19 protein-coding genes are annotated in these 25,839 nt (G+C 51.6%); 11 read left to right on the top strand and 8 right to left on the bottom strand.

Translation table 11 applies throughout. The annotated features are described in order from the left end of the window. Positions 1–20: 20 nt before the first annotated feature. Both C7434_RS16920 and C7434_RS16915 read left to right on the top strand, forming a co-directional pair. Positions 21–590 (top strand): nucleotidyltransferase family protein, encoded by a 570-nt coding sequence (locus tag C7434_RS16920; protein WP_133745705.1) that lies wholly within the window; start codon positions 21–23, stop codon positions 588–590. After that, complete coding sequence (locus C7434_RS16915; RefSeq protein WP_039339530.1) at positions 587–1,558, top strand: XdhC family protein; 972 nt, start codon at positions 587–589, stop codon at positions 1,556–1,558. The genes C7434_RS16920 and C7434_RS16915 overlap by 4 nt, the downstream gene beginning before the upstream one ends. A gap of 48 nt (positions 1,559–1,606) precedes the next feature. Here the strand turns inward: C7434_RS16915 and C7434_RS16910 are convergent, their stop codons facing one another. Next, complete coding sequence (locus tag C7434_RS16910) at positions 1,607–2,710, bottom strand: ABC transporter substrate-binding protein (RefSeq protein ID WP_226374670.1); 1,104 nt, start codon at positions 2,708–2,710, stop codon at positions 1,607–1,609. Between the two features lie 16 nt (positions 2,711–2,726). Continuing rightward, on the bottom strand, positions 2,727–4,856 hold the full coding sequence (locus C7434_RS16905) for a TonB-dependent siderophore receptor (protein WP_133745704.1): 2,130 nt from the start codon (positions 4,854–4,856) through the stop codon (positions 2,727–2,729). A gap of 490 nt (positions 4,857–5,346) precedes the next feature. Here C7434_RS16905 and C7434_RS16900 point away from each other — a divergent pair, with 490 nt between their 5' ends. The 5 genes from C7434_RS16900 (at position 5,347) to C7434_RS16880 (ending at position 11,021) form a co-directional block, all read left to right on the top strand. After that, a complete protein-coding gene (locus C7434_RS16900) occupies positions 5,347–6,225 on the top strand; it encodes a MurR/RpiR family transcriptional regulator (protein WP_133745703.1) in 879 nt (292 codons plus the stop codon). A 297-nt stretch (positions 6,226–6,522) separates the two neighbouring features. Further along, the gene (locus C7434_RS16895) at positions 6,523–8,496 is read left to right on the top strand and encodes an autotransporter domain-containing protein (protein WP_133745702.1); all 1,974 of its coding nucleotides are present in this window, start codon (positions 6,523–6,525) and stop codon (positions 8,494–8,496) included. 229 nt (positions 8,497–8,725) lie between these two features. Beyond that, positions 8,726–9,598: a 23S rRNA pseudouridine(2604) synthase RluF gene (gene rluF / locus C7434_RS16890; RefSeq protein WP_006122011.1), complete on the top strand. Its 873-nt coding sequence runs from the start codon at positions 8,726–8,728 to the stop codon at positions 9,596–9,598. An 11-nt stretch (positions 9,599–9,609) separates the two neighbouring features. Then, positions 9,610–10,128 (top strand): GrpB family protein, encoded by a 519-nt coding sequence (locus tag C7434_RS16885; RefSeq protein ID WP_033742615.1) that lies wholly within the window; start codon positions 9,610–9,612, stop codon positions 10,126–10,128. A 221-nt stretch (positions 10,129–10,349) separates the two neighbouring features. Beyond that, positions 10,350–11,021: a hypothetical protein gene (locus C7434_RS16880; protein ID WP_033742365.1), complete on the top strand. Its 672-nt coding sequence runs from the start codon at positions 10,350–10,352 to the stop codon at positions 11,019–11,021. 44 nt (positions 11,022–11,065) lie between these two features. Here C7434_RS16880 and C7434_RS16875 read toward each other — a convergent pair whose 3' ends face one another. After that, on the bottom strand, positions 11,066–12,838 hold the full coding sequence (locus tag C7434_RS16875; protein ID WP_133745701.1) for an EAL domain-containing protein: 1,773 nt from the start codon (positions 12,836–12,838) through the stop codon (positions 11,066–11,068). A gap of 670 nt (positions 12,839–13,508) precedes the next feature. On the opposite strand from C7434_RS16875, the gene C7434_RS16870 reads away from it, so the two are divergent. Both C7434_RS16870 and C7434_RS16865 read left to right on the top strand, forming a co-directional pair. Beyond that, complete coding sequence (locus tag C7434_RS16870) at positions 13,509–14,702, top strand: diguanylate phosphodiesterase (protein WP_133745700.1); 1,194 nt, start codon at positions 13,509–13,511, stop codon at positions 14,700–14,702. Positions 14,703–15,150: 448 nt separating this feature from the next. Further along, positions 15,151–15,921 carry a DeoR/GlpR family DNA-binding transcription regulator gene (locus tag C7434_RS16865; protein ID WP_133745699.1) on the top strand — a complete coding sequence of 257 codons (771 nt, stop codon included), beginning with the start codon at positions 15,151–15,153 and terminating at the stop codon, positions 15,919–15,921. A gap of 512 nt (positions 15,922–16,433) precedes the next feature. Here C7434_RS16865 and C7434_RS16860 read toward each other — a convergent pair. Further along, a complete protein-coding gene (locus C7434_RS16860; RefSeq protein WP_006122003.1) occupies positions 16,434–16,673 on the bottom strand; it encodes a hypothetical protein in 240 nt (79 codons plus the stop codon). An 823-nt stretch (positions 16,674–17,496) separates the two neighbouring features. Between C7434_RS16860 and C7434_RS16855 the strand changes: the two genes are divergently transcribed. Beyond that, a complete protein-coding gene (locus C7434_RS16855) occupies positions 17,497–19,263 on the top strand; it encodes a GGDEF and EAL domain-containing protein (protein WP_058702513.1) in 1,767 nt (588 codons plus the stop codon). A gap of 94 nt (positions 19,264–19,357) precedes the next feature. On the opposite strand, the gene C7434_RS16850 is transcribed toward C7434_RS16855, so the two are convergent. Together C7434_RS16850 and ascF are read right to left on the bottom strand one after the other, a co-directional pair. Next, positions 19,358–20,788: a 6-phospho-beta-glucosidase gene (locus C7434_RS16850; RefSeq protein ID WP_033742371.1), complete on the bottom strand. Its 1,431-nt coding sequence runs from the start codon at positions 20,786–20,788 to the stop codon at positions 19,358–19,360. Positions 20,789–20,817: 29 nt separating this feature from the next. Continuing rightward, a complete protein-coding gene (gene ascF, locus C7434_RS16845; RefSeq protein ID WP_133745698.1) occupies positions 20,818–22,266 on the bottom strand; it encodes a PTS cellobiose/arbutin/salicin transporter subunit IIBC in 1,449 nt (482 codons plus the stop codon). A gap of 315 nt (positions 22,267–22,581) precedes the next feature. Here ascF and C7434_RS16840 point away from each other — a divergent pair, with 315 nt between their 5' ends. Further along, positions 22,582–23,589 (top strand): LacI family DNA-binding transcriptional regulator, encoded by a 1,008-nt coding sequence (locus tag C7434_RS16840; RefSeq protein ID WP_133745697.1) that lies wholly within the window; start codon positions 22,582–22,584, stop codon positions 23,587–23,589. 15 nt (positions 23,590–23,604) lie between these two features. Here C7434_RS16840 and C7434_RS16835 read toward each other — a convergent pair whose 3' ends face one another. Together C7434_RS16835 and C7434_RS16830 are read right to left on the bottom strand one after the other, a co-directional pair. Further along, positions 23,605–24,354 (bottom strand): DNA-binding transcriptional regulator YciT, encoded by a 750-nt coding sequence (locus C7434_RS16835; protein ID WP_133745696.1) that lies wholly within the window; start codon positions 24,352–24,354, stop codon positions 23,605–23,607. Between the two features lie 58 nt (positions 24,355–24,412). Next, a complete protein-coding gene (locus tag C7434_RS16830) occupies positions 24,413–25,675 on the bottom strand; it encodes a DUF1479 domain-containing protein (protein WP_133745695.1) in 1,263 nt (420 codons plus the stop codon). Positions 25,676–25,839: the final 164 nt, after the last annotated feature.

Genomic DNA, 25,839 nt, shown 5'->3' with positions numbered 1-25,839 from the left:
ATGCGAAGGAACGCGCTGAGATGAAAACGGCCATTGTATTAACGGCGGCAGGGATGGGCCGCCGGTTTCGGCATGCCAGTGGCGAACATAAGCTACTGACGGCGTGGAATGGCAAAGCCGTGCTGAAACATACGCTTGATCAGGCGAGGGCGAGCGGAATGGAGGTGGTCGTGGTATCGCGTCCCGAAGACGTGGCCATTCATTCTCTGCTAGGTGATGCGGTGCGGGTGTTGTGTGCCAGCGCCGGGCTGGGCGAGTCGATAGCGGCGGGCGTCAGCGCGTGCACGGATTATGATGGCGTGATCGTGGCGCTGGGCGATATGCCGTGGCTTACCGCTGCAAGTTACAGGGCGGTAAACAGGGCGTTAAGCACGTATCCGCTGGTGCGTCCCTGGGTTGACGACCGTGCTGGTCATCCCGTGGGTTTTTCGGCCGCTTTTTTCCCCGCGCTGCGCCAGCTGACCGGTGATACTGGTGCGCAGCAACTGTTACAACATCATCCTGTACATTACGTGCCACTTCGGGATCGCGGTTGCCTGGAGGATGTTGATTATCCGGATGATTTACGGCGAATAAGGTGCAGTCCATGATGACGTTAGATCAACGAGTGATTGAAACGGCATTAGGCTGGCATCATGCGGGACGGGCCGTCTGGCTGTGCACTGTGTTGCAGACCTGGGGCTCTTCACCGCGCGCACCTGGCACGATGATGGTGATCAGTGACAGTGGAGAAGGATGCGGCTCGCTTTCCGGCGGCTGTATAGAAGAAGACTTTCTGGCACGGCTGGCTGAGGGGCATTACCGCATCCACAGTCAGGTTGTCCGTTATGGTGAAGGCGGAAGGCAAACGCAGGTGCAGTTGCCCTGTGGCGGTAGCCTCGACGTGCTGGTGGAATATTTGGTTGCCGATAACGACAGCGGCCAGATGTTACAAGCGATGCATCAGGCGTTGCGTGGCAAAACACGACTGCTCAAAACGGTCACTGTGAGCAAACGTGCCACCTGGCAAACTATGGCGATGACGGCGGCGCTGCCGGTGCTTCGTTATCAGCATCCAGAGGTCGTGTTACCGGTTGGTGCCGTCCCGGAATTGCTGGTGGCAGGTTACTCTACCGTGGCCTTTGAGTGCATCCGGCTGGCACAAATCCTGGGCTTTCATGTTCGGGTATGTGAGCATCGCTCAGAGATGTTAAGTGAGCTGGAAGGTCATTTTACGGGCCAGGATACGATTACGATCGTCCCTCAGCATCCCGCGCGCTGGCTGGAGCTCAACGGTGCGCATGCTGCGGTAGCCATCGTCTCATTAACCCACGATCCGCGCATAGATGAGCTAACCATGATGGAAGCGGTCAACACTCATGCGTTTTACATTGGCATTATGGGGTCGGCTAAAAATACGGCCAGGCGCAAGACGCGTTTACAGACCATTGCAGGGTTGGATAACGATGAGCTCGCACGGATCATTGCGCCTGTTGGTCTGGCTATCGGAAGTAAAACCCCCGCGGAAATCGCGCTGTCTGTCATGGCCGACATCGTACGGGTAAAAAATCACTGTTAAGACGTTGCGTTGACCGGCGTCACTATTACGACGCCGGTCAATCCGTGATCAGGTATTGGGCGTCAGCTGACAGAAATAGGTGCCGGAATACGGAACCGGCAGAAAATCAGTAAACAGCTGGCGCAGCGTTTTTTCAGGATCAATATCGTTAAAGAGCGCGGGATGAAGCGTTTTGGCAAAAAATTCTGCCGCGACAACGTGCCAGGGGCTGAGGTAAAAATTATGCCACAGGGCTGCCGCGTGGCCGTCCTGCAACGCACGCAACGACTTCAGGCCCGTTTGTTGCGCGGTCAGTTGCCGCAGCGAGGCGCGCGTTTCAGCCTGCGTGATGGCAGGGCCAATACGCAGATCGGACGTATCATTACGATCGCCGCTGCCCGTTGCAAAATAGAAGTCCGGATGTGACGCAATCACCGTTTCTTCATTCAATCGGCCGAAAACGCCGGAAACCGTTTTGCTGGCAATGTTTTCGCCGCCGGCAAACGCCAGTATCTCACCAAGGCTGCCGTTTACCGACGTCACACAGCATTCATTTCGACGTCCCAGATGCAACTGCAGAAGTACGGTGGGCTTCTTCCCGCGAAACTGAGCGAGGCGCTGCGCAAGGGTCTGCATATGTTGCTGATAAAACGCATTAAAAGCCGAGGCTCGCTCACCCTGATCGAGCACCTCTCCCAGAATGGCTACGCTGCGGGTCGTATTTTCAAGAAGATGCACCCGCAGGTCGATTTTCACGACCGGGATATGCGCGGATTTCAGGACGCGCTCCAGCCGTTGTCCGGCCTCACTGCTGCGCGCCAGTGCCGGCAAAATTACCACATCGGGTTGTAATGCGATCACCTTCTCAGGGTTGATGTCATTTGATCCCTCCTGACCTAATGACGCGATATGCTGCATCTCAGGAAACTGACGCGCGAAAATATCCCATGTCTGACGATCGTACTTTTTCAGATCCTCGGGCCAGCCGACCAGCCTTTTGAAAGGGTTGCCGGGCTCCAGCAGTGCGTAGGTGTAAAGCATCCGGCTTTCGCCCAGCACAATACGCACAGGATGGTCGGGAACGGTGACCTTATCGCCGTTGATATCGGTGATGGTTTTGCCCCAGACCAGGCTACTGAAGGTCAAAGCCAACAGCAGGAGCGTTCGTAGCAGGCTGCGCTTACAGAAATCAGAATTCAACACGGGCTTGTACCATCAGGTTGCGGGTTTCACCTTCACGTACGCGCAGGTTTCCGCCGCTCGACGTGTAATAGTGTTTATTAAACAGGTTATTCAGATTCAGTCGTATCTGTGTTTTCTTGCCCAGCAACGCGTTGTTCCAGGCAATAAAGCTGTCCGCTACGACATAATCCGGTAAGGTAAAACTGTTGTCAGGATCGCCAGCACGACTGCCAACATAGCGGGCGCCGCCGCCGACACGAAAATCACCGGGCACGTTGCTGACGATCAGATTATGGCTCAGGTAAAGCGCACCGGACTGCTCTGGTGCGTTCTGTAAGCGATTGCCATTATTCGCCGGGTTAATCCGGTCATCGACAATTTCAGCGTTGTCATAGCTGTAACTGGCACTGACATCCCAGTCCTGGACCACTTCACCATTAAGCTCAACCTCAACGCCCTGCGAGCGCGCCTTGTTGATCGGACGGTTAGTACCGTTGATGTTCAGTGTCATCCGCTTTTCATCGATTCTGTACAGCGCCAGCGAGGCGAAGAGGCGCGGAGAAAGTTGCCATTTGCTGCCAACCTCCCAGGTGGTGCCCTGCTCAGGCTTACTGACGTTTCCTTCATCGTCGACATCCGTCGATGGGGTGAACGATTTACTCATGCTGGCATAGAGCGAAACATCCGGTGTGATTTTATAAATCAGCCCGGTTTGTGGCAGGAAGGTATTTCCCTCATCATTCAGCGTTTCAACGACCGGATTAAATCCTTTTGACGCGCGTTGTTCGTAATGTTGATAACGTCCGCCAATGACCGCAATCCAGTCTGGAGTAAGCGAAATACTGTCTTTTAAATAAACCGAACGGCTGTGGATACGGTTAAGGTTGTTAGCATTTGCCGTATTTTCGGTTGTGCTGTCGGTTACCGGTGACAGCAGGTCATAAGTGGGGTTGAGGTAGTTAAAGCGGCGGTCATTTTTGCCCTGATACTGGTGCGCCCGGTACGTCTGGTTCATTTCATAATCCGTACCGAAGACCAGCGCATGCGCCATGCCGAATATGTCCGGATTCCCCAGGACGTCCCACGACAGATATTTGGTTTGCTGATTAAATCCGCGATTGGCATCGGCGCGCCGGGTAACCACGCCGGTAGCAGGATTAATCGCCGTGACCCGAACTTCGTTATTGTCATAACGGCGCTGATTCCAGCCAAGCGTCAGGCGCGTGCTCCAACTGTCGTTGAACTGCCAGTCGTAATGCGCGTTCAGTGCCTGATTACGTCCCCAGGCATGATTCGCTTTGTCATCCAGTCGCTGTTTGTAACCGACATCGAGTGGTGCGCCATTAATAAAAGCGGTACCGCGATCGTAAGGAATGTCATAACGATAGTCGCTGTAGCTGACCAACAGGCTGGCTTTCTCACCGTACCATTGCAATGACGGTGCGAGCAGAGAATGCGCATCACTGCCAAAATTGCGCCAGTAATCCTGACGCTGCTTCTCTGCGATGAGCCTGAAAGCAAAACCATTACCCAGCGGGCCGGTGACATCGAGCGTACCGGCTCCACCGCCTTCACTTGCGTAGCGCCCACTGACGGAAGACTGCCATGAATAGCGTGGTTTTTTGCTGATGACGTTGATGATACCGCCCGGATTTTGAATGCCATAGAGCAGAGATGCCGATCCCTTGAGTACCTCAACCCGCTCCGTGGTCGCATCCAGATTTAACCCCTGGCTGCTTCGTATACCATCGCGATATATCGAGCCATCAGAATTGCTACCGAAGCCACGGCGAACGAAACCGTCCTCTGTTCCTGCCAACGTGTTGGCTTCCGCAACACCACTGACGAAGCGCATCGCATCGCTCAGATTGCTGACCTGATAATCATCAAGCTGCTGTTGTGTCACGGTACTGACAGACTGGGCCTCGTCGAGACGCGCTGTCGGCATTTTACTGCCAACGCTGCTGGTGGTGGCTGCATAGCCCTCTTCACGGTCAGCATCGCTGGTGACGGTGACGGTATCATCCCCGGTGGCGGCAAGGCTGTTACCGGCCGGAAGCCAGGCGCTGGAACAGATCGCCACTATTAAAGCCTGCTGAAATCTGAGGTTCTTACTCTCGCCTGGACGTGTTTTCATTATATTTTTTCGCTGATCATCAAAAACAAAATAAACGTAAAGGCCACGTTAAACGTGGGGGTTTTTCGCCTTCAGGCGGAGGTTTTTGCGTCCGTCCTGGTAGGCTGTTTTGTAATTGAGAATCATTCAATCATTGAGTAATGTAGTAGTAAATATAAAAACATTTATTTTTACTACATTTCCAGGAGAGTGTATTAACGATGATTTAACTGTTTTTATATTGTTAAATCATTAATTTTCATGAATTAAAAAAGTTATTCTGGCGAAGTGTATCCATGAGAAGAAGCATAACCTTGCTGTTCGTGAGGGAGAAAAGGCTTGCTGACTACAGCCGGGCGAGACATGCTTAGCGCAGGCGAAGCAAGAACAGTATCGTCGAAGGGGCTTACCCTGTCAGGTTCACACATTATCGTTCAGGATTTAACGGGGGCGTGAGAGTGTTTCATCTCATCGGTGTTTTTAACAGTAATCAGCGGGACAGGCTTCCTTGATGCAGGCCAGAAGTCGTACAGATATATTGGGCGAGCGTTTGCGTTCGCGGGAACAGCAACTCTCACCCCGCCTGCTGACTGTTGCACATTATCTTCACACCAACCGGGAAACGGTTCTGGACAGCACTGCCATGGATATCGCCCGCGCGAACAACACATCGGATGCGACCGTGATTCGCGCCATTCAGGCACTGGGTTTTTCAGGACTGCGCGATTTGAAAAACGTCCTTCAGGCCTGGTTTGGTCCCGGCCTCTCTTCAGAAGAGAAAATGCTGAGCACCGTCAATGCTATGACGCGGGATGTTTCGTCGTCGATAGACTTCGTATTGCAGGGGCATCTCCATGCGTGTCAGGTACTGGCCTCTGAGCAAAACCGTCAGGCGCTGGCCGAAGCGACGGGGTTACTGAGTGAAGCCCGCCAGGTGGCCGTTTTCGGGATTAACGCCTCGGGTATTCTGGCTGACTACACCGCCCGCCTGTTAAATCGCATCGGTTTGCCGGCCTTCTCACTTAACCGTTCAGGTATTGCGCTGGCGGAACAGATGCTGGCGCTGCAACGGGGCGATGTGCTGATCATGATGGCGCAAAAGTCGGCACATCGCGAAGGAACAACAGTGGTGCGTGAGGCCAAAAGGCTGGGCATTCCGATAATTCTTCTCACCCATGCAACCGACGCCTTCTTTGCCCGGGAAGCGGATGTGGTTATTGACGTGCCACGCGGCGGGGAAAAAGGGCGCATCCCGTTACACGGCACAGTGATGGTTTGCCTTGAAATGTTGATTCTCTCGGTGGCCGCTTCCCTGCCAGATCGTACGACTAAGACCATGAAACGGCTACAGGATTTCTACCGTGGTCTTAAGCCTGCCATAAAAAAATAAATCCTTCGTTCAGATGTCACACGACAAGAGGAGAGTTGAGCCAGTACATGGCTGGCGCAGCTTAACGCTTTCGCTCACCCTGCAACGCCTGGATGTGTTTCCTCAATACCTGGCGTGATCGGGTTTGCAAAAGTGGCAGACACTTTTCGGAATGGCTTAAAAATTTTTCGTTTTTGCGAACTCACGTCAGCTTTCGTCTGGAGCGTTCTTCAATCTGCGGCTATTACTCAGCCGTGATGTTTATTTGCTGTTCTTTTGATTTATCCATCCTTGTTATTTTCCTGAACGGAGCTGGTCATGAAGAAAAATCGTGCATGGTTTCCTGTGTCGTTCGTCGCGCTTGGCATCCTGGTAAGCCCACCAGCGGTGATGGCCTGGGACAGTCTTACCGTATTTGGCGACAGCCTGAGTGATACAGGCAACGTCGGCCGTTTTACCTACGATTCTGCCAGTCATCCACTCTATGATGAAATCATCGCCCGTGACGCGGGACTGATGCTGCAGCCGTCCTCTCAGGGCGGGAGTAATTACGCGGCAGGCGGTGCTGTGGCGGTGCCTGCTCTCAATCCGCAGTTTAATACCCAGGATCAGGTTGCCCGCTATCTGTCGTCAACGAATGGCCGGGCCGATTCCAACGGGCTCTATATTCACTGGATCGGCGGGAATGACCTGGCCGCTGCCACGCTCATTCCCAGCCCCTCGCTGGCGCTTTCTCTGGTTGACAACAGCGCCGGTGCGGCCGCCAGCCAGGTCAGCGCGTTACTGAATGCGGGCGCTGGTACGGTGATAGTGCCAACCGTGCCGAATGTCGGTGCGACGCCTGCCCTGATAGAAGGAATACTTCAGGGGGCCGGTTCCGCAGCGGTGGCGGCGGCGTTTCAGTCACTGAACGCGGCGACCACGTTCACTACGGCGGAACGGCAGCAGGCTATCCAGACGGCTTTCGGTCAGGCCGCTGCGCAGCTCTCTGCCATACCGGCGGTTCGTGACCTGATCGCACAACAGCTGTTCGCCACCTGGCAGCAGTTAAGCGATCAGGCGGCTTCTCTGACGGCCCGTTACAATCAGCAGGAAGAAAACGCGCTGGCGGCTGCACAGGGGAATATTGTTCGGGTCGATATTAATGGGCTTTTTAATGAAGTGATCGCCAGTCCGGCGCTTTATGGTCTTACTAACACCGCAGGCATGGCCTGTCCACCGGGCATCTCTTCCGCCGTCTGTACTTCGTCGACAGCGGGTTTCTCATCGCAACAGACTTTTTTGTTTGCCGATCGTCTTCATCCCAGCCCTGCGGTGCATGCCCTGATTGCTGACTACATTCAGTCAATCCTGGATGCACCAGCCCAGGTCGCGGTACTGACGCAGGCACCGCTGTCGATGCTGCAGGATGTGCATAACACGCTGGACAGTCATTTCCAGCAGCAGCGCAGGCAACCCGCTGAAGCTGGAGAATTCACCGTGTTTGGCGGTTACGCCGGTCAGCACGCGCGCAACAAACGTGATGTTTTTAATGATGGCGACACAGATACCGCAAACCTGTCAGCCGGCATGGGTTATCAGCTGACCGACAACCTGCAGGCAGGGGCGTTGCTGTCAACGGCCAGCCAACGACAGCATCCCTCTGAACGTTATGATTACCGGCTACACGGCAACATGGTGGCACTCTGGAGCCAGCTACAACTGATGGACAGACTGTGGGTCAACGCCGATATCCATTATGCGGATCTGGATTACGACAGCATTGAACGTCAGATAAAACTTGGCCCTGCGGTCCGCACTGAACAGGGCAGCAGTAGTGGAAAGCTGATGGGCACGCGGGTTCAAACCGGTTGGGATTTTCCCTTAAACGAGACGATTACCACGGGGCCTGTTGTCAGCTATGCGCTGGATTATGTGCGGGCCGACGGTTATCAGGAACGCGGCGACAGCAGCAGTGCGATGCGTTTCTCCGATCAAACACGGCATTCACAAACTGGCGCAGTGGGGTGGCGCATTGATACCCAGGGATTAGGAATCAATCCCTGGGCACAGGTCAGTTATAACCATCAGTTTGGCGACACGGATACATCGGTGAGTGCAGGTCTGAAATCGACACGAACGGCTTTCCGACAAAGCCGTTCGAATCAGGATAAAGACTGGGCGGATATAGCTGTAGGGGCCAATGTCCCCATCGGCGACGCGGTTAGCGCTTTTGCCGCTGTGTCGACGGTGGCGAGCGCACGTGATTATCATGAGGTCACCTGGAACCTTGGCATGAGCGCGCGGTTTTAGTACCTGCCCGGTGCAGAGCTATGGGCGTCGCATCGATCAGGCCCGGGTCAGCGCCATCGAAAAAGGCGCGGGACGAGACTGATGTGTCACGTCGTCTGCCTGCACTTTCAGGTTCAAAACGCAGAGGATATGGCCTGATTTTACTGGCCGATGAAGGGGCCAAAAGTTTAATGCCTTCTGCTTCGCAAGCGAGAGCGGGTAAGGTATAGTGCGCGTTTTTGGAGGAACCATGCTGACGCATTCATCAACACGACTCAATAAATACATCAGTGAGAGCGGAATCTGCTCCCGCCGCGATGCCGATCGCTTTATCGAACAGGGCAACGTTTTTATCAATGGTAAACGCGCAGCCGTTGGTGCCCAGGTTTTTGCTGGCGATGTCGTAAAAGTGAATGGGCAGCTGATTGAGCCTCGTGATGAAGATGATTTGGTGCTGATCGCGCTGAATAAACCCACAGGCATTATCACCACAATGGAAGAGGGCGAACGCGATAACATCAGTGATTTTGTTAATCACAGTAAACGCGTTTTTCCCATCGGTCGTCTCGATAAAGATTCGCAGGGACTTATTTTCCTGACCAATCATGGCGATCTGGTCAATAAAATTTTGCGTGCAGGCAATAACCACGAAAAAGAATATGTCGTCACTGTTGATAAGCCCGTTACCGATGAATTTATTGCCGGTATGGCAGCCGGCGTTCCCATGTTGGGCACGGTAACCAAAAAGTGCAAAGTGAAGAAAGAAGCACCCTACGTGTTTCGTATTACGCTGGTACAGGGGCTTAATCGGCAGATCCGTCGTATGTGCAAACACTTTGGGTATGAAGTCACCAAACTGGAACGCACGCGCATTATGAATGTAAATCTCAAAGGTATTCCTTTGGGTGAATGGCGCGATCTGACGGATGATGAATTAATCGAACTGTTTAAGCTGCTCGAAAATTCCACTTCTGATGACAAATCGGCAAAAAAGACGCCGCAGAAAAAATCTCCTGCAAAAAAACCAGGGAATAGCCAACCTAAATCGGGCGTAAAAGCTGATGATAAGCCCGCTTCACGCAAGCGATTTACGCAGCCGGGTCGCAAGAAAAAAGGGCGCTAAAAAGCGAAATGATAAACGGGCGTCAGATAATCGTGAGTGAGTATTGCCCTGAATGGGCGAATCATTTCTCTGCTGAGGCGGCTGTGTTAGCGGCGAGATTGGGTAAACACCTTGTCGCTATTCATCATATTGGTAGCACTGCGGTGCCAGGATTAGCGGCCAAACCGATCATCGATATTTTGCTGGAAGTGATTACTCATGATTCGTCTGACATTACGTCAGCGTTGTGCGCCTCTGGCTATCAGGCGCGTGGCGAAAACGGTATGCCAGGAAGACGCTATTATACCAAGGGCCTTCAGGGCCGCCGTACGCATCACGTCCATGCTTTTATCCAGGGCAGTCCAGATATCATCCGGCATCTGGCGTTTCGGGATTATTTGCGAAAATATCCAGACATCCGCGACAGCTATGCGGCAGTGAAATACGCCGCGCAACGTGACTGCCGGGGGGAGAGTAACGTTTACTGTGAATTAAAAAATGCGTTTGTTCAGACCCATCAGCAACGCGCACTAGCCCTCTATCCCTTCTGAATTATCTCTCTGAACGCGTCTTTATTTTCCTTTTGCAAAATTTAGCCTTGCCTGCACATTCAATGATGCAGCCTGATGCTTATGGCTTCAGACGGCATCACAGAACGATAAGTAAGACGGTGCCCAAAAGGAAAGCGCAACGTCGCATAATCAGATGACGCCACCTTTTCAGTAGTAAAATGGCATGGCAGGATACGCTAAATTACAAAGGAGTGGGCCTGATGTTACTGAAAGGTATGAATGATCCGTTGTTCAAAGCGTATCAGCATCCCAAAGCAAGGCTAATGATAAGTCGTTTCAGAGGATTAGCCGGTGACCGGCGGCTTAGCGACTGGCAGGTATTTTGTATTCTGGTCAACGGTTTTACTAACTACTGGTATGTGCATTCAGGCAATTTCACCATCAATGTCACCTTAACCAAGACGCGTCAGTTCGATTTTATGCAGGATTTTTTGCATTTCACGGTGACGCTGGATGGCCTGTTAAGCGACGAGAATTTCCGCTGTCCCGACTTTATTTTGCCCCATTATGATGTGCCTTATGAATTTTGCCGTTGGCGGAGTAAACGTGGCTACGATTCGCAAACCACCTATGTGGGCAAACATGGTGTGAAGTCCCACAAAGGCCTGTTCATTGCAACTCATGATCCGATCAGGGATGAATATCAGATGAAATGGGAAGGCATTATTACGGTTTTTGATAAAGCCTTTTTTAAAATGGGAAACTTCAACACCACCTGCGATTTTTTAATCAACGATATTACCAAGACCATTCATGAGGGCGTGGTGAAACATCTGAGCCTGTATCGCGATCTGTACCATTATCTGTTTCCCTCACCCACAGAAGCGCGTATCCAGGCCCGTGATACGAAACGCCATCTGGCCAGAAAATAAATACCAGCAGGATGGTCCACGAGTACAGAACGGGGAGAAAACGCTTACCCCGGTAACTTCCATTTCAGCCAGGGATCGAGTTCCGTTTCTGTCATAGGTTTAATGTTGAAATATTCATAGGTAGCCTCACTGTTATCTGAGGTGACCACAGAGGCGGGACGATCGCTGTAGGCTAAAACAAGGAGATTGAGCTCTTTAAGCGTCGTAAAAATACTGTGTGCGATAAGTCGGGAAGTAATATTTGTATGGATTTCGTTGGCCAGTGTTTTATCCAGTTTTATAACATCAGGCGGCGTCCCGCGCAGATAGCGTATTTTGCGATAGCCTTTCGCGATATATTCCCATGTCATTGTGAATCCCATACGTCTTAGCATTTCCAGGCCCAGCATGGCTGAGGGGCTGTCAATGATATGCTCTTTTTGAACGATTTTGATGACCAGCATTGACACAGGTAAGGTTGCCTTAAGCATTTTTTCCGCCAGCTTTTCTGCAAACGCCCGATCTGTCACATCCCGCTCATGAATACTGATCGTGACAGGTAACTGAATAGGATGATTACGTAGACGTTTAAGCCGGGCAATGGTGCTGTCAATCAGCCAGGTCGTGAGTGTTGTGCCCAGCTCAGTCCCAACGGCCAGTGAAGTAAAGTTATCGGCTGCCAGCTCTCCACGTTGGGGATGATGCCAACGGATCTGCGCTTCGAGGCTAACCGGTTTACCACTGAGCAAGCAAACGTTGGGCTGGAAAACCAGATACAGTCCCTGGTTGCGCCGCAGCGCGTCTGCAAGATCACGCATTAAGGTGAAATCAGCGTGGGAACTCGCGTCTTTAATTCCATCACTAACAGCATCACACAGACGAACGGACGGACCGCTCACGCGTTCCAGCGCATTGACTGCCCGTCTGAGAGCGTCCTGGGGGAAGGTCTGGCCGGCGATAAAGTCGATCTGCGCGGTACAGGTCGCCAACGCCATAGTGAGGCCGTCGCCCATATCGGCATGAATCCCGTTTAACCGTTCCTCAACCCATTTTGCGCTAACGTGGCTTTCTGCACGGGTCAAAATCGCAAAGCGGCCAGTCGCGATCGTGTAAATCGACTCACCACTGGCAGGCCGAAGACGTAACCTTAACAGGGTGGCGACATCCTTAAGCAAGGACTCCAGCGACGCCATGCCCAGTGACCGGGACAGGTCGTAGGCGCGTGACATATCAATACAGTCGATAAGCACCAGACGGCGCAGTGCCGTGTCATTCAGCGTGGCAAGATGCAGAATGTCGCGAAAGAGACGTTCCCGATTGGCCATGCCGGTAACAGGTTCGATAAAGGCCGCCGAATGCCAGGCTTCAAGAAAGGCAACAACCAATCCAGCCAGTGACTCAATGATCTGTTTCTGCTGGTGGCTAAAAGTCCGTGGCACCGTATCCGTCAGGCATAGCGTTCCCAGTATCTGTCCATGAGCGTTTTTCAGCGGCGTACCGACATAAAAGCGAATATAAGGGGCATGGACAATCAAAGGGTGATGGGCATAACGCGGATCAAGTCGGGTATCAGGTGCAATGACCGTCGCATCACTTTCGACAACATGTCGGCATAAGGCCTGTTCGCGCGTCGTGTCACTCAGCTCAATATTGTAATTGGCACGCACACTATGCTTATCGTCATTTAAGACAGCGATATAACTTCCATTAATACCAACTAACTGACAGGCCAGACGTAAAAACTTTTTCAGCACCTCATCCCGGCCTCTGTCTGAGAAGCGCAGTGACTGTGTTGTTCTGGTGCGGTGATATTCCTTGTCGCCAGGTTCCTGAGCCATTGCCGCTCCTGCCCATATGCTGAATGATATTGCAAAAAATAATTGTACGTTGATTTTAAAAAATAAAAGCCAATCACTATAAAAGGCGAAAGCAATTAATGCGTTGCGATATTAAACCGTCATGGAATAACCGTTTACGTCCCGGATGAAGGCCGTTTATTTTTTGAGTTAATGCGTATTGATTAATACGTCAGGTGAGGAAAGAACAGAAACCCTGGAGCCTCGAACGAAGATTTTATTTTCGCTTACGCTTTTTTATAAGGGAAATTTCTGGCTGCGATACATTTTCCGACGTTCTCCGTGCGGCATGTCGGGCCGGCTTCAGGTGGATAAATCTGCAAACCCAGAAGCGCGGGTCACCGGCAGGTGGGTTAAAGCCTTTTAAAACATAGAGTTAAAAAATAAATAAAAGCGCACTCATTAGCAGTTAAAAAATATCTCTTGTAAAAAGAGGTCAGGGCAGTAATCGTTCCCCGCTGAAAAAGTAACGATAATTAATGAGAAGCCGATCCGGGTTTACTTTATGTTATTTTGTCTTGCGCGCCATCACTGTTCCTCCCTGATGCAATTTAATGTAAATTATTGCGTCAGTCCGCGCACCGAGACCTGCATGTTAAAGGAATAACTGATAAGCTGACGACTACAATCACGTTGATGTTGGAGATGCCCTTTGCTGACCACAATAATTTATCGCAGCCATATCTCGGATGACGTTCCTGTTAAGACGCTACCCGGAATGGTGGATGATGCCAGCATACTGAATGCGTCTCATGATGTGACCGGTATTCTGTTGTTCAATGGCACGCACTTTTTCCAGTTACTGGAAGGCCCGGAAGAGGGCGTGCTTGCCATTTATCAGCGCATTTGTGCTGATCGACGTCACCATAACCTGGTCGAGTTGATGCGTGATTATGCGCCCTCGCGTCGGTTCGGTAATGCCGGCATGGAATTGTTTGATTTACGTGAGCATGATCGTTCCACTGTGCTTCAGGCGGTGCTGGATAAAGGCACGTCGAAGTACCAGTTAACTTATGCTGACCGCGCGTTGCAGTTCCTGCGTACCTTTGTTGAGGCGCGTGAGAAAGAGAATTACTTCGAGGTATTGCCCTCCGAATACTGGGAATTCATTCCGGAAAGCACCACTGCCAGCAAGGTGACGCCTTCGGTATCGGGTATTACTTTCCGTCCCGTCGTCGATCCGCTTGCCCGTCAAGTGACGGCGATTGAGGCGATAGCGGACGCACGGCTTCGTCGTACTGAACAGCGCGATTCGTCAAAGCAGTTACATGATGCCGATCTTGACGCGGTGATTACAGCGTTCAGGATGGCCGGGCGGGCCTGCCCGGACGAGATGACGCTGTATGTCAGTATGCTGCCTATGACGCTGGTTGTCGTACCTGATGCGGTTCAGACCATTGTTGCGGCCATAAATGCTGCAGGGCTGGTCCCTGAGCAGGTGGTCATTGGTGTCAGCGAAACGGAAGTTATTTCACGCGTGGAAGCTTTTTCGGTTGCCGTCAGGGAGCTTAAGGCTGCGGGCATCAGTCTGTCCGTCGATAATTTTGGTGCCGGTTCCGCCGGGCTCTCGTTATTGACACATATTCAGCCCGACCGGATTCGCATTGACTCAAGTATCACTTCCGATGTTCACCGCAGTGGTCCGAAACAAGCCGTGGTTCAGGCCATTATAAAATGTTGCTCTGCCTTAGAGATTACGGTCATTGCTGCCGGCATCGTGAAAGCGGAGGAGTGGATGTGGCTGGAAGCAGCGGGCGTGATTAATTTCCAGGGCAGTTTATTTGCTCCTTCAGGTGCGCTTCATTCAGACGCGGTGGCCTGGCCGGAATATCGAAGCGCGATGTAAGGTCCGGTTAATATTATATGTCACGATAAAGACATCGTATCACTCGCAGCAGGGACCGCTGCCGTTTTGATTGCGTCAGCAGTGCTCCAGATACCGCATTCAACCTGTCCCGACTTCACGCCTGAATCAGTCATCTCGCCTTTCACATCAAATTTTTACCGTCCTCGTTTCAGACGAAGTGGGGCGAAACCTTATATTCATCTAAGAGCATTAACACGCCGTCGCTCGCTGAGAAGTCATGCTGAACAGAATGCTTTCGCGATGAGAGTATGCATGGCGCAGGAAAGCGGATCACCATCATTTTAGTCGTGCAGTGAGGAATCCAAAGGTATTTACTCACCCGTGAGCTGAGTTAATCATCTTCTCAGATATTACCTGGACAGAAAAATCGCACTTTGCGATCATATCTGCATGATCCAAAAAAGAAAACGCCCTGGTCAATGTGAAGATGAAAGAAAACAGTCGCTTAGAATCGATAATGAATTACCTGAAAGGAAATAATCTGGTAACGGTTGAACAGCTTGTTTCGGTCACAGGCGCTTCTCCTGCCACTATCAGGCGTGATCTGATTAAACTCGATCAGGAAGGAGTGGTCAGCCGCACGCACGGGGGCGTAACGCTTAACCGCTTTATTCCATCGCAGCCGACGACGCTGGAAAAATCGTCACGGAATCAGCCTGAAAAACATGCTATTGCGCGCGTTGCAGCCACCTTCATTAAAGCAGGCGATGCTGTAATCCTTGATGCAGGGACGACGATGTTTGAGCTGGCCCGGCAAATTACCCATATGCCGCTACGTGTGATCACCAATGACTTACATATTGCACTGTTCCTCTCCGAGTTTAAGCAGATTGAAGTAACCATTATTGGTGGGCGAATCGATGAAAGCAGCCAGTCCTGCATTGGCGATCACGGTCGGAAGATGCTGAACAATATCAATCCTGACATTGCTTTCCTGAGTGGTAATGGATGGGATATGACGAAAGGCGTGACATCGCCCACGGAAGAAAAAGCGGCTCTGAAACACGATTTGATCATCAATGCGAGGCGACGTGTTTTGCTGGCAGACAGTTCAAAATACGGTGCCTGGTCTCTTTTCAATGTGGTTCATCTGGATGCGCTGACGGATATTGTCACTGACGCTAATCTGGACGCAGATGTCAGGAAAGCGCTCCTGTCCAACAGCGTGCCTGCGTTGACTATCGCTCATCCTGCCTGAGTTGCCTGCATTATTTTGCCAGTAACAACTTACAAAAACTGATGGGCGCAGAAGCCGCAACGATGGGGCCCAGAGAAATGCGGTCAACCCGCGTTTTCTGACTCGCCCGGTGGCGGCTGAGAACGGTGATCGCGTGTTGTGATGATTGGGTCTCGCTTAAATCACGCGCTTGTCGCATCACATCAGTGATTCAGTAAGTGCAGAGCCGGGACAGATGCCAACAACCACAATGGACGGCATCGGTATGCGTTGACGATGAAAAGTGACCGAATCGCTTATCTTTCTGCAGAGCGGGTGGTCACGCCACACGCATCATGGCAGCGCCAGGCAGTGTCTCGAATCAAACTAAACATGGATAGATGAAGTGTTGATGCTACAGGGTAAAGAGCAGGGCTGACTAAGGGAGGATCAGTGTGTAACATGAGTCTCGCAGCGTTGACATGAATGAAGGTGAACGGGGGCGTGCCAGGACGGGGATTTACAGATGTGTAAGTATGAATGCGTCACAACGGTTATTCTTCCATTGATGGTCTGAGGTAGAGCGGCGTATCGCCTTCTTCGTAGTGTTTCGGATGCCACACCATCGCGCCATTTTCATCGCCAATAAACGTCATACCTAATGGTTCAATGATCGCATAGGGCTGTGCGAACGCAGCACGGTAAACCCGTATCTCTTTCGCCATTGCCACAACCTGATCTGAAAATTCGTCGGGGTGGCTGAGAATGTAATTCAGTTGATCGTCAGTCAGCATACTTCATTTCCTGAGCAACCCAGACCTGCTGGCGCCAACTGGCAGGGTTGTTTAACCTGTTAATCGAGTTCAGCATTGGCATTGTTCCGCCAAGGCAATAAGTGTACCAATTATCAGCGTGTCAGCCCATCATTACCGTCAGGGCGTCGTTTAATAAGCGAAAAGAAAAGCTGTTCAGCATACCGTAGCCGGCGATAGCGGGCTAACGTCCATTTCCTTATGCTTTCAGCCAGAAGTCTGCTGACATTTATCGTGTCTGCAGACACTAAGATGCCTGAACTGTTCTGTATTCCTCGCGCCATCACGAAGCCCCCGACCGTGTTTGTTAATCTTTGCTTCCATAACTTTACATTTTGCATTTAATTAACGTCTGTGCCGTCAGGATGTTTTGCCATTATTAAGTTCTTATCTCTGACAGAAAAGCTTAAGTAATATTTCATAACGGCAGTCTTACAGGCGCGCAACAGGTAATAACTGAATGCGCATTCATTACTGAGAGAGGCAGCCTGTGGCAAGATAAAGCGTCGGGAGAAAAAACCGCTTAATGTGGACCAATACCCTTAATGGGGTAAGCTGATCGATTATTGTGCCTGAACATTGACAGCGATGTCGTCTCCTCACCAAAAGTGCCGCCTGCGTGTCGGGCATAACGCAGAACGTTGTGACATTTACGGTTAAAAATGACTTAAAACCTTTTCTTGCATGTTATACAGTCTCGCATGGCCTCTTGTTTGCTATAAATTGTCGGTCAATGTGGCGCTAAATATTTAAAATTAGGCTAAATTGTTTTCTGCGTTTTGCACCCGCACATGGGGAGGCTGTTGTGCACGATAATCAAAGTGGCAATGAAGAAAATCGTCTTAAAGCGGTTAAAGCACTTTTGTCACCTGATGTAACCAGGGATGAGGTGCTGGAAAAATTTGTACAGCTTGCCGCGCAGGCACTCGGCATTTCGGGCAGTTTTATCTCAATTATTGACGACAAAAATCAATACATTAAAGTTTCCCGCAACTTTAATCTTAAGGCGTCGTCACGTGATGTTTCCTTGTGTCGACATGTTATTGATGGCGACGGCCAACTGGTCATTCAGGATACACTGCAAGACAATCGGTTCTCTTTCCATCCGTTAGTGGAAGGCGAGCCGCATATCCGCTTCTATGCGGGCGTGTCATTATGTAATGTTGAAGGGTTGGTTCTGGGCACGTTATGTGTCACAGATACGCAACCCCATACCTTTAACGATGCGCAACTCGAAACCTTAAAGTCGTTAGCGAGGCTGGTCACCTCATTTCTGGACGCCTGGAATCTGGCCAGTTTTACTGACCTGATCACGCATCTTCCTAATCGCCCGCGGTTGTTGCGTGATATGCAGCAGCTGGCCGTGAGCAATCCTGATCGACGCTTCCGCCTTATTCTTATCGACTGCATTGATATTCCGCATGCTTATGAACTCTCGCGCACCTTTGGTATCGCGCCGGTAGAAAACCTGCTCCGGCAAATCGCCGGCCTGGTCAGTGCGCGCCTCGAACTTGAGTCCGATGATATGCTTTATTCATTCGCACCGGGTCGGTTTGCCCTCATCCAGCCCTATCTTGAAGGGTACACGGCACAAAGCACGATTGATGTTCTCAAGAATTTGAAGGCGGATTTAGCGGACAATATCACGATCGATATCGACGTTTATGCAGGTGAAACAGAATTTGTCTCCCGAGAGATAGATGCCAATGAAATCGTTCGTCAGGCGGTAAGCGCACTGCATGAATGCATTTATCAGAATTGCGGTGCCATGACCTTCGATCATGCTTATGATTCGCGCCGCACGGATGATTTTCTCATCATGAATGATTTGGCACAGGCGCTGAAAAAAGACGAAGGTCTTTATCTGGCTTATCAGCCCAAAGTGTGTTTAAAAACCGGCAAAACCGTGGGGCTGGAAGCGTTGATCCGGTGGCATCACCCGGAACGAGGCGAGCTGTTCCCTGCCGATTTCGTTCCCCTGGCTGTAAAAACAAACCTGATCTCGGTGCTGACGGACTGGGTCATCGATCGTGTCATCGTTCAACTCAAAACGTGGAAACAGGAATATCAGTTAATTCCTGTCTCAGTTAACGTCAGTGAACGTGACTTTTCACGCCCCGGCTTTGCGGCAGATTTGGCCAGTAAAATGCAGGCTGCTGATTTGCCTACGTCCTTTATGGGCGTGGAGTGCCTTGAAAATGAACTCATTACAGAAAGCCATGTTGCTATAAACGGCCTGGAAGCGCTGAGAACCGAGGGGTTTGTTATCTCTCTGGATGATTTTGGCACAGGCTACAGCAACATCAGCTATTTACAGGAAATTCCCTTAGACGTTATCAAAGTTGATATGTCTCTGATTAACCGCATGGACAACGATCAGGCGTCCAGAGTGATTGTCAGAAGCATTATTCAGATGTTGAAGGAGCTGAATTATACGGTTCTGGCGGAAGGGGTCGAAACCGAAGCGACGCTGAGTCTGCTGAAGCAATATGGTTGCGACCAGATTCAGGGCTACTTTTTTTCTAAACCGCTGCCAGCCAGCGAGATTGAACACTGGCTGCTGCAAAAATAACCGGACCAGAAGGCGACAGTATTATCTGTCGCCTTATCCCTTTAAATGGTTCACCGCCGTCGCGTCTGGCCACGTCTCGTGGCTGCACACCGACTCAATCCAGATCGCGGCCATTGCTGGCGATGACTTTCTTGTACCACCAGAACGATTTTTTCCGGCGTCTTTCCAGCGTCCCGTTACCGTGGTCGTCCCGATCAACATAGACAAAACCATAGCGCTTGCTCATTTCACCGGTTGAAGCCGCCACTAAATCAATGCAGCCCCATGTGGTATAACCCAGTACGGGAATACCGTCGCCAATCGCGTCAGCCATGGCGCGAATATGCTCACGCAGGTAGCTGATACGATAATCGTCTATGATTTCGCCTTCTGGTGTTAACTCGTCACGTGCACCCAGCCCGTTCTCGACTAAAAACAGCGGTTTCTGATAGCGGTCGTACATCATATTCATGGTGATGCGAAGTCCAAGCGGATCAATGCCCCAACCCCATTCACTGCGTGCGATGTGCGGATTAGTCAGCGATTTGACAACATTGGCTGCGCTGCTGTTCTGGTCATGCATATCAGCAGATGCGCAGCGAGAGGCGTAATAACTGAATGAAACAAAATCGACAGTGTTTTTAAGGATCTCCGCATCGTCTTCCGCCATAACGATCTCAATGCCTTTCTCTCGAAACAGACGCGCGGAATACGCTGGGTAGGCGCCCCGTGCCTGCACATCGATAAAAAACAGATTTTCACGATCCTTTTGCAGTGCCGCCCAGACATCGTCGGGTTTACTTGACCAGGGATAAAAATTGCCGCCGGCCAGCATGCAGCCTACCTGGTTGGCCGGGTTGACCTCATGAGCAATTTTCGTTACCAGCGCACTGGCAACCAGTTCATGATGGGCGGCCTGATATTTAACCTGCTCGGTATTTTCACCCGGTTCAAACACCAGTCCAGCGCCTGAAAACGGACTATGCAGCATGATGTTAATTTCATTGAAGGTAAGCCAGTATTTCACAAGGCCGTCGAATGCCTCAAAACAGCTTCGTGCATAGCGTGCGAAAAACGCGATCATTTTACGATGACGCCACGATCCATATTCCGTTACCAGATGCATCGGCACGTCAAAATGGCACAGCGTCACCAGTGGCTCAATGCCATAGCGACGACATTCGGTAAACAGATCACGGTAAAACGCCAGCCCCTGCTCGTTGGGCGTTAATTCATCCCCTCGAGGGAAAAGTCGGCTCCAGGCGATAGAGGTGCGAAAGACGGTGAATCCCATTTCTGCCATCAGCGCAATATCTTCGCGATAGCGATGATAAAAGTCGATAGCGGTATGGCTGGGATAAAATTCATCATCGCGCAGTGTGACGCGTTTTTCCTGCCCCAGTTTCACCGGCATGCGTGCCGGGCCAAGCGGTAACATGTCAACGGTCGTTAATCCTTTCCCGCCTTCAAGAAAAGCGCCCTCTGACTGGTTTGCGGACAGGGCACCGCCCCATAAAAATCCTTCCGGGAATACTGACTCAGACATGACATCCTCTTTAATACTGTAATCATTAATTAACTGGCGTTAACCGCGTTCGCTTTTTCTGCGGTGACGACGGACGAGGGCGCAGACGGCTGGGTCGTTTCAGGGATATCTTCAAACCCCAGAATGAGAGTAAGAATGAACGACAGCACGACAGAAAGCACCATTACCGCCACGACCCAGACAATCGACAGGGGATTGGACGGATCAAAAAACTGCACGCTGGTAAATAATCCTGGCGAAGCCATTGAATGGCTGGCAAGCCCGCCGATTCCGGCAACGGCACCGCAGATAAAGCCACTCATCAGGCTGGCGATTAATGGGCGTTTCAGGCGCACGGCAACACCGTAAAGAGCAGGCTCAGAAATACCGGCCACAATAGCGGAGGCCGCGGCTGCAAGCGCCGTTTGGCGTAATTCGCGGTTTTTCGTTTTAAAGGCGACGGCCAGCGACGAACCGCCAAGTGATAAGTTGGCCCCAATTTCTGAAGGCATCACCATGCCTTCTTTACCTGTTTCTGCAATCGTCTGGATGATGGTAGGGGTAAAAACCCGGTGCATGCCGGTCATTACCAGTAGCGGCCACAGCCCGCCCATGATGGCCACGGAAAGCCAGCCCAGATAGCCGTGAATGGTGTAGACCAGCGCAGAGATACCGCTGCCGATCCAGATGCCAATGGGACCTATTAATACAATCGCAATCGGTGCCGCAATCAGCACAATCAGCATGGGCTTGAGGAAGTTTTTGGTGACGGCAGGCGTAATTCGATCCACGCCACGTTCGATATGGGACAGAATCCACGTCATCACGAGGGCGGGGATCACTGTATAGGTATATTTCACCGCCGTCACCGGAACAGAAGCAAACTCGACATGCTGGCCTTGAGCTGCTTTGGCCATTAAATCGATGAAAGTGGGGTGCACCAGGACGCCGGCAATAGCAATCGCCAGTGACATATTGGTTTTAAATTTCAGTGCGGCAGAAGCCGCTACCATGACCGGTAAAAAGAAGAATGCCCCATCCCCGATAACGTTCAGGATGGTCAGCGTGGACGAGCCTTTGTCAAAAACGCCCGCCATATCCAGAATCATGGCCAGCAGTTTGACCATCGATCCGCCAATGATCGCCGGAATCAGTGGTGACATGGTACCGACAAGCGCATCGAGAATACCGGCACCAATGCTTTTCAGCGTGATACGACGTTTAACTGGCGCAGCGCTTTCAGCCTGCGGTTGACCGAGGGCCAGAACGGCCTGATAGGCTTTGGCAACATTATTCCCGATGATCACCTGATACTGTGTATCGGTATGCACGACGCCCATGATGCCGTTGACGGCCTTCAGGGCCGCCAGATCGACACTGTCGTCGTCTTTCACGACAAAACGCAGGCGCGTCATACAATGCGTAATGGCGCTAATGTTGTTCAGGCCACCTAAGGCGGTAACGATAGCCTGTGAAATCCCGGCATAATTTCCTGACATGATGTTTCTCTCGTAGGGTAGAGGGAAGTGCGTTCTGGTTTCCGCTCATGACGGCTGCCTTATTGTTTTACGTCTTTCGCCAGGGGAACGTTGTGTGACCACTGACGATCGGCACGGCAAAATAGGAAACCGGTTTCACAAAATCATGAAGCTGTTTTGGGGCTGACACAAGCGCCAATAATCACCCTGTGTTATTTCTGTGATTAAGGTCACTGTCAATGATCTGGCGCGCCCTGTGGGCTGGCGTGTAAATATTTCAAATAATGAAAGACTTAGGTAGACTGCTTTCAGGCTGAGAATTCTGGCGATCCTCATATGACAACGATTTCAGAAGTGGCAAAACGCGCCGGTGTCTCAAAAGCAACGGTTTCCCGGGTGTTGTCGGGCAACGGTTACGTCGGCAAAGAGAAACGTGAACACGTTTTGCAGGCTATCGCTGAAACAGGCTATCGGCCCAATTTACTGGCCCGTAATCTGGCAAATAAAAGTACACAAACCATAGGGCTGGTGGTGACTAACACACTGTACAGCGGCAATATTTTCAGCGAGTTAATGTCGCATTCCGCAAGGATTATGGAGCAGCAGAATCGTCAGTTAATTCTGGCTGACGGGAAGCACACTGCCGCTGAGGAGCGCGCGGCGATTCAGTTTTTGCTCGATCTGCGCTGCGATGGCATCATCATCTATCCGCGCTTTCTGAGTATTGATGAACTGGATGCTATTATTTCCGACCACAAACAACCCATTCTGGTGATCAATCGCCGCCTGCGCATTCATGAAAGTTTTTGTGTATTCAGCGACCAGCAGGCAGCAGGGCGGCTGGCTGTAAATCATCTGCTTGAACAGGGGCATCGTGATATCGCGTTTATCACCGGCTCGCTGGATTCTCCTACCAGTCAGGAACGACTTTCCGGTTATCAGGCTGCATTAAGCGCGGCGGGCATTGCGCCTAATCCCCAGCTGATTGTGCAGGGTAAGTGGACCGCACAAAGCGGCATGCTGGCGGTCAAATCCCTGCTCGCCGGCGGGGAGTCTTTCAGCGCTATCGTAGCCAGCAACGATGAAATGGCAATTGGTGCCATTAAACAACTCACGGAAAACAACATTGCCGTACCGGCCAGAGTTTCGGTGATAGGTTTTGATGACATCCCGCTGGCTCCGTATGTGATTCCCTCGCTTTCCAGCATGAAGTTTCCGGTTACCGACATGATCAATGAAACTATCAACCGGCTGGTCGCCATGCTCGATGGCGGCGAGTTAATGCAGCGTAAGCCTTTTATCGCCAGTCTGGTTTTGCGCGATTCTGTCAGCGTCGCACCCTGAAACCGACAGCCACCTTTAAGCGATCGTCACCGGTATCACCTCGGTGCCTTGCTCTGTAAGCCGGTTCACTGTATCCGCGGGCAACCCATGTTCCGTGATGACATGACGCGGCGCATAACCGGGCGATAAAGGATAGGGATAAAGCTGTCCGAATTTACTGCTGTCTGTCAGGATGTAGCTCTCAGCGTTTTTTGCCAGTACAGCGTCCACCACGTCACACCGTAGCATGTCGCGACCGGTAAAACCGGTTTCCGGGTGCCAGCCATCAGCACCAATAAACGCTTTATGAAAGTGAATCTGCTGAATGCAGTAACGCGTCAGTGGCCCGGTCATCGATTCACTGCTCTTTTGTAACCGGCCTCCCAGCACAATGACCTCACAATCGGCTTCTTTCAGCAGATGAGCGATATAGTGACTGACGGTGATAAGCGTCAGATTTTTTCGACCGGCAAGCGCAAGTGCCAGTAAGGCATTCGTACTGCCGCCCTCGATAAAAACTGATTCGCCCTCATTGACCCGTCCGGCGGCATAACGGGCCAGAGCCTGTTTGATGCTGAAACGTGTGTTCATCCGTGTGCTCACATTATCACTGTCCAGGGCGATGGCTGCACCGTGAACGCGACGTAACACGCGCTGCTGTTCAAGTTGTGTTAAATCCTGCCGTATCGTCACCTCAGACACACTGACAACGCGAGCCAGTTCACTGACGGTGATGCTGCCACGCGCATTGACCAGTTCGATAATTTTTTCCTGGCGCGTATTCATACCGGCTCCCTTTATCCTACTGAACCAAAGCGGGCATTAACCCGCTTACTCTTTTTTATCAGGACTGGCACAGGCTGCGTTTCCCGAGTGGGTTAAGATCGGCCAGGGTAAAGCGATTCTTCCAGTCAGCTTCGTAATGCTCCGGTGGGAAATCCGCAGGGGAATGACCTTGCTTCAGCGCATGCGCCACATGATGCGCATACGCACGGTTTTTATCGCACATTGGCGCAGCAGGAATATACATCACATTTCCCCAGCCTTGTTGGTTTTCGACCGGCGCGACCGCGTGAATAAGGTCACAATGCCACCAAACGGAATCGCCGGCGGTAATAGCCGGTACCGGGCATAAGCCCTTCATCAAATGGGGATGCCATTTTTCATTAACAGGCAGGACGCGGCCGGGTGCGACACCGCACAGTTCATCTTCCGGCACATCGGAGAGCAGTGGACGTAACAGAAGATAGGCCATTGCCATGGGGACGGGCACAACGTGAAGTAAACCCTGACCCGGGATCATATCGGACAGCGCGGTCCAGCCCTGGAAAGTGCGGAAGACAGAACATTTTGTGGTGTCCGGCACATCGTATTCATCGACGTCGCTGCGGTGAGCGGCATTCCAGGGATCGTAGCGATCAATATCCCCGTTAAAAACGGCGTGAAAGACGCGTTGATAAGCAGGCAACAGCCACCGTTCCAGCGCGCCTGAATCGGTATGCGCACCCAGTCCCTTTGACGTGGTGCCCGGTAGCCGTCGACGAATACGGTCTGGATAGAGGATATTCACGTCAGGATCAAACCAGCGCTGCCCCTCCGATTCATAGGTCCATAACCGGTTCAGAAACGACTGTACCTGATGCATTTCCGGGCGTTGACGGGCCTGCATTTGGGCCTGAGACCAGTAAATGGGGTAAATTTCTGGACGGGATGCCTCAAGACTGCCGAAAAAATTGTCTCCTGGCCCGCGGTACTGTGCATCAAACTGGTTTTCATCCAGATAACGCAACATGTCGGCGTCCCAGGCCAGTGCCTGCTCACGGGGGAAATGCTGCCGGACGACGACACAGCCGCGCCGCTTGATACGCGCCCGCGTTTCCGGGGAAACCGTGCCTGAGGCTATCGCCTCGCCCGTGACGATGGGCCAGGCGCTCCCGGTTTGAGCCTCTTCCTGCCTCGCTTCGGCAATGGCCTCTTCTGTTTTCTGACAGACTTGCCGAAATACGCGCTCAACGTCGCCGATCTGCTTACGTGCGCGCTGCTTAAAGTTACGGATAGAGGCAGAGATGTCCTCAGGAAGTGGGGTGTAGTGAAGTCCTTCGCGCATAGATTAACCTCTTAACAGATGATGTTATTTCGAATGAAATTTATGTAACCTTCATTCGAAGGTGATGGTCATTATTAACAGAGCTTTAACTTTCAATCTGGGCGCGACGGCACAATTTGCCATAACAGGCGGAAATTCAGCGTTTGTAACTTTCAATAATCCTT

The sequence above is a fragment of the Pantoea sp. PNA 14-12 genome (assembly GCF_004364735.1).
Lineage (GTDB): Bacteria > Pseudomonadota > Gammaproteobacteria > Enterobacterales > Enterobacteriaceae > Pantoea > Pantoea stewartii.
Note: the sequence above shows the minus strand (reverse complement) of the source record. Positions and strands in the feature narration are given on the sequence as shown.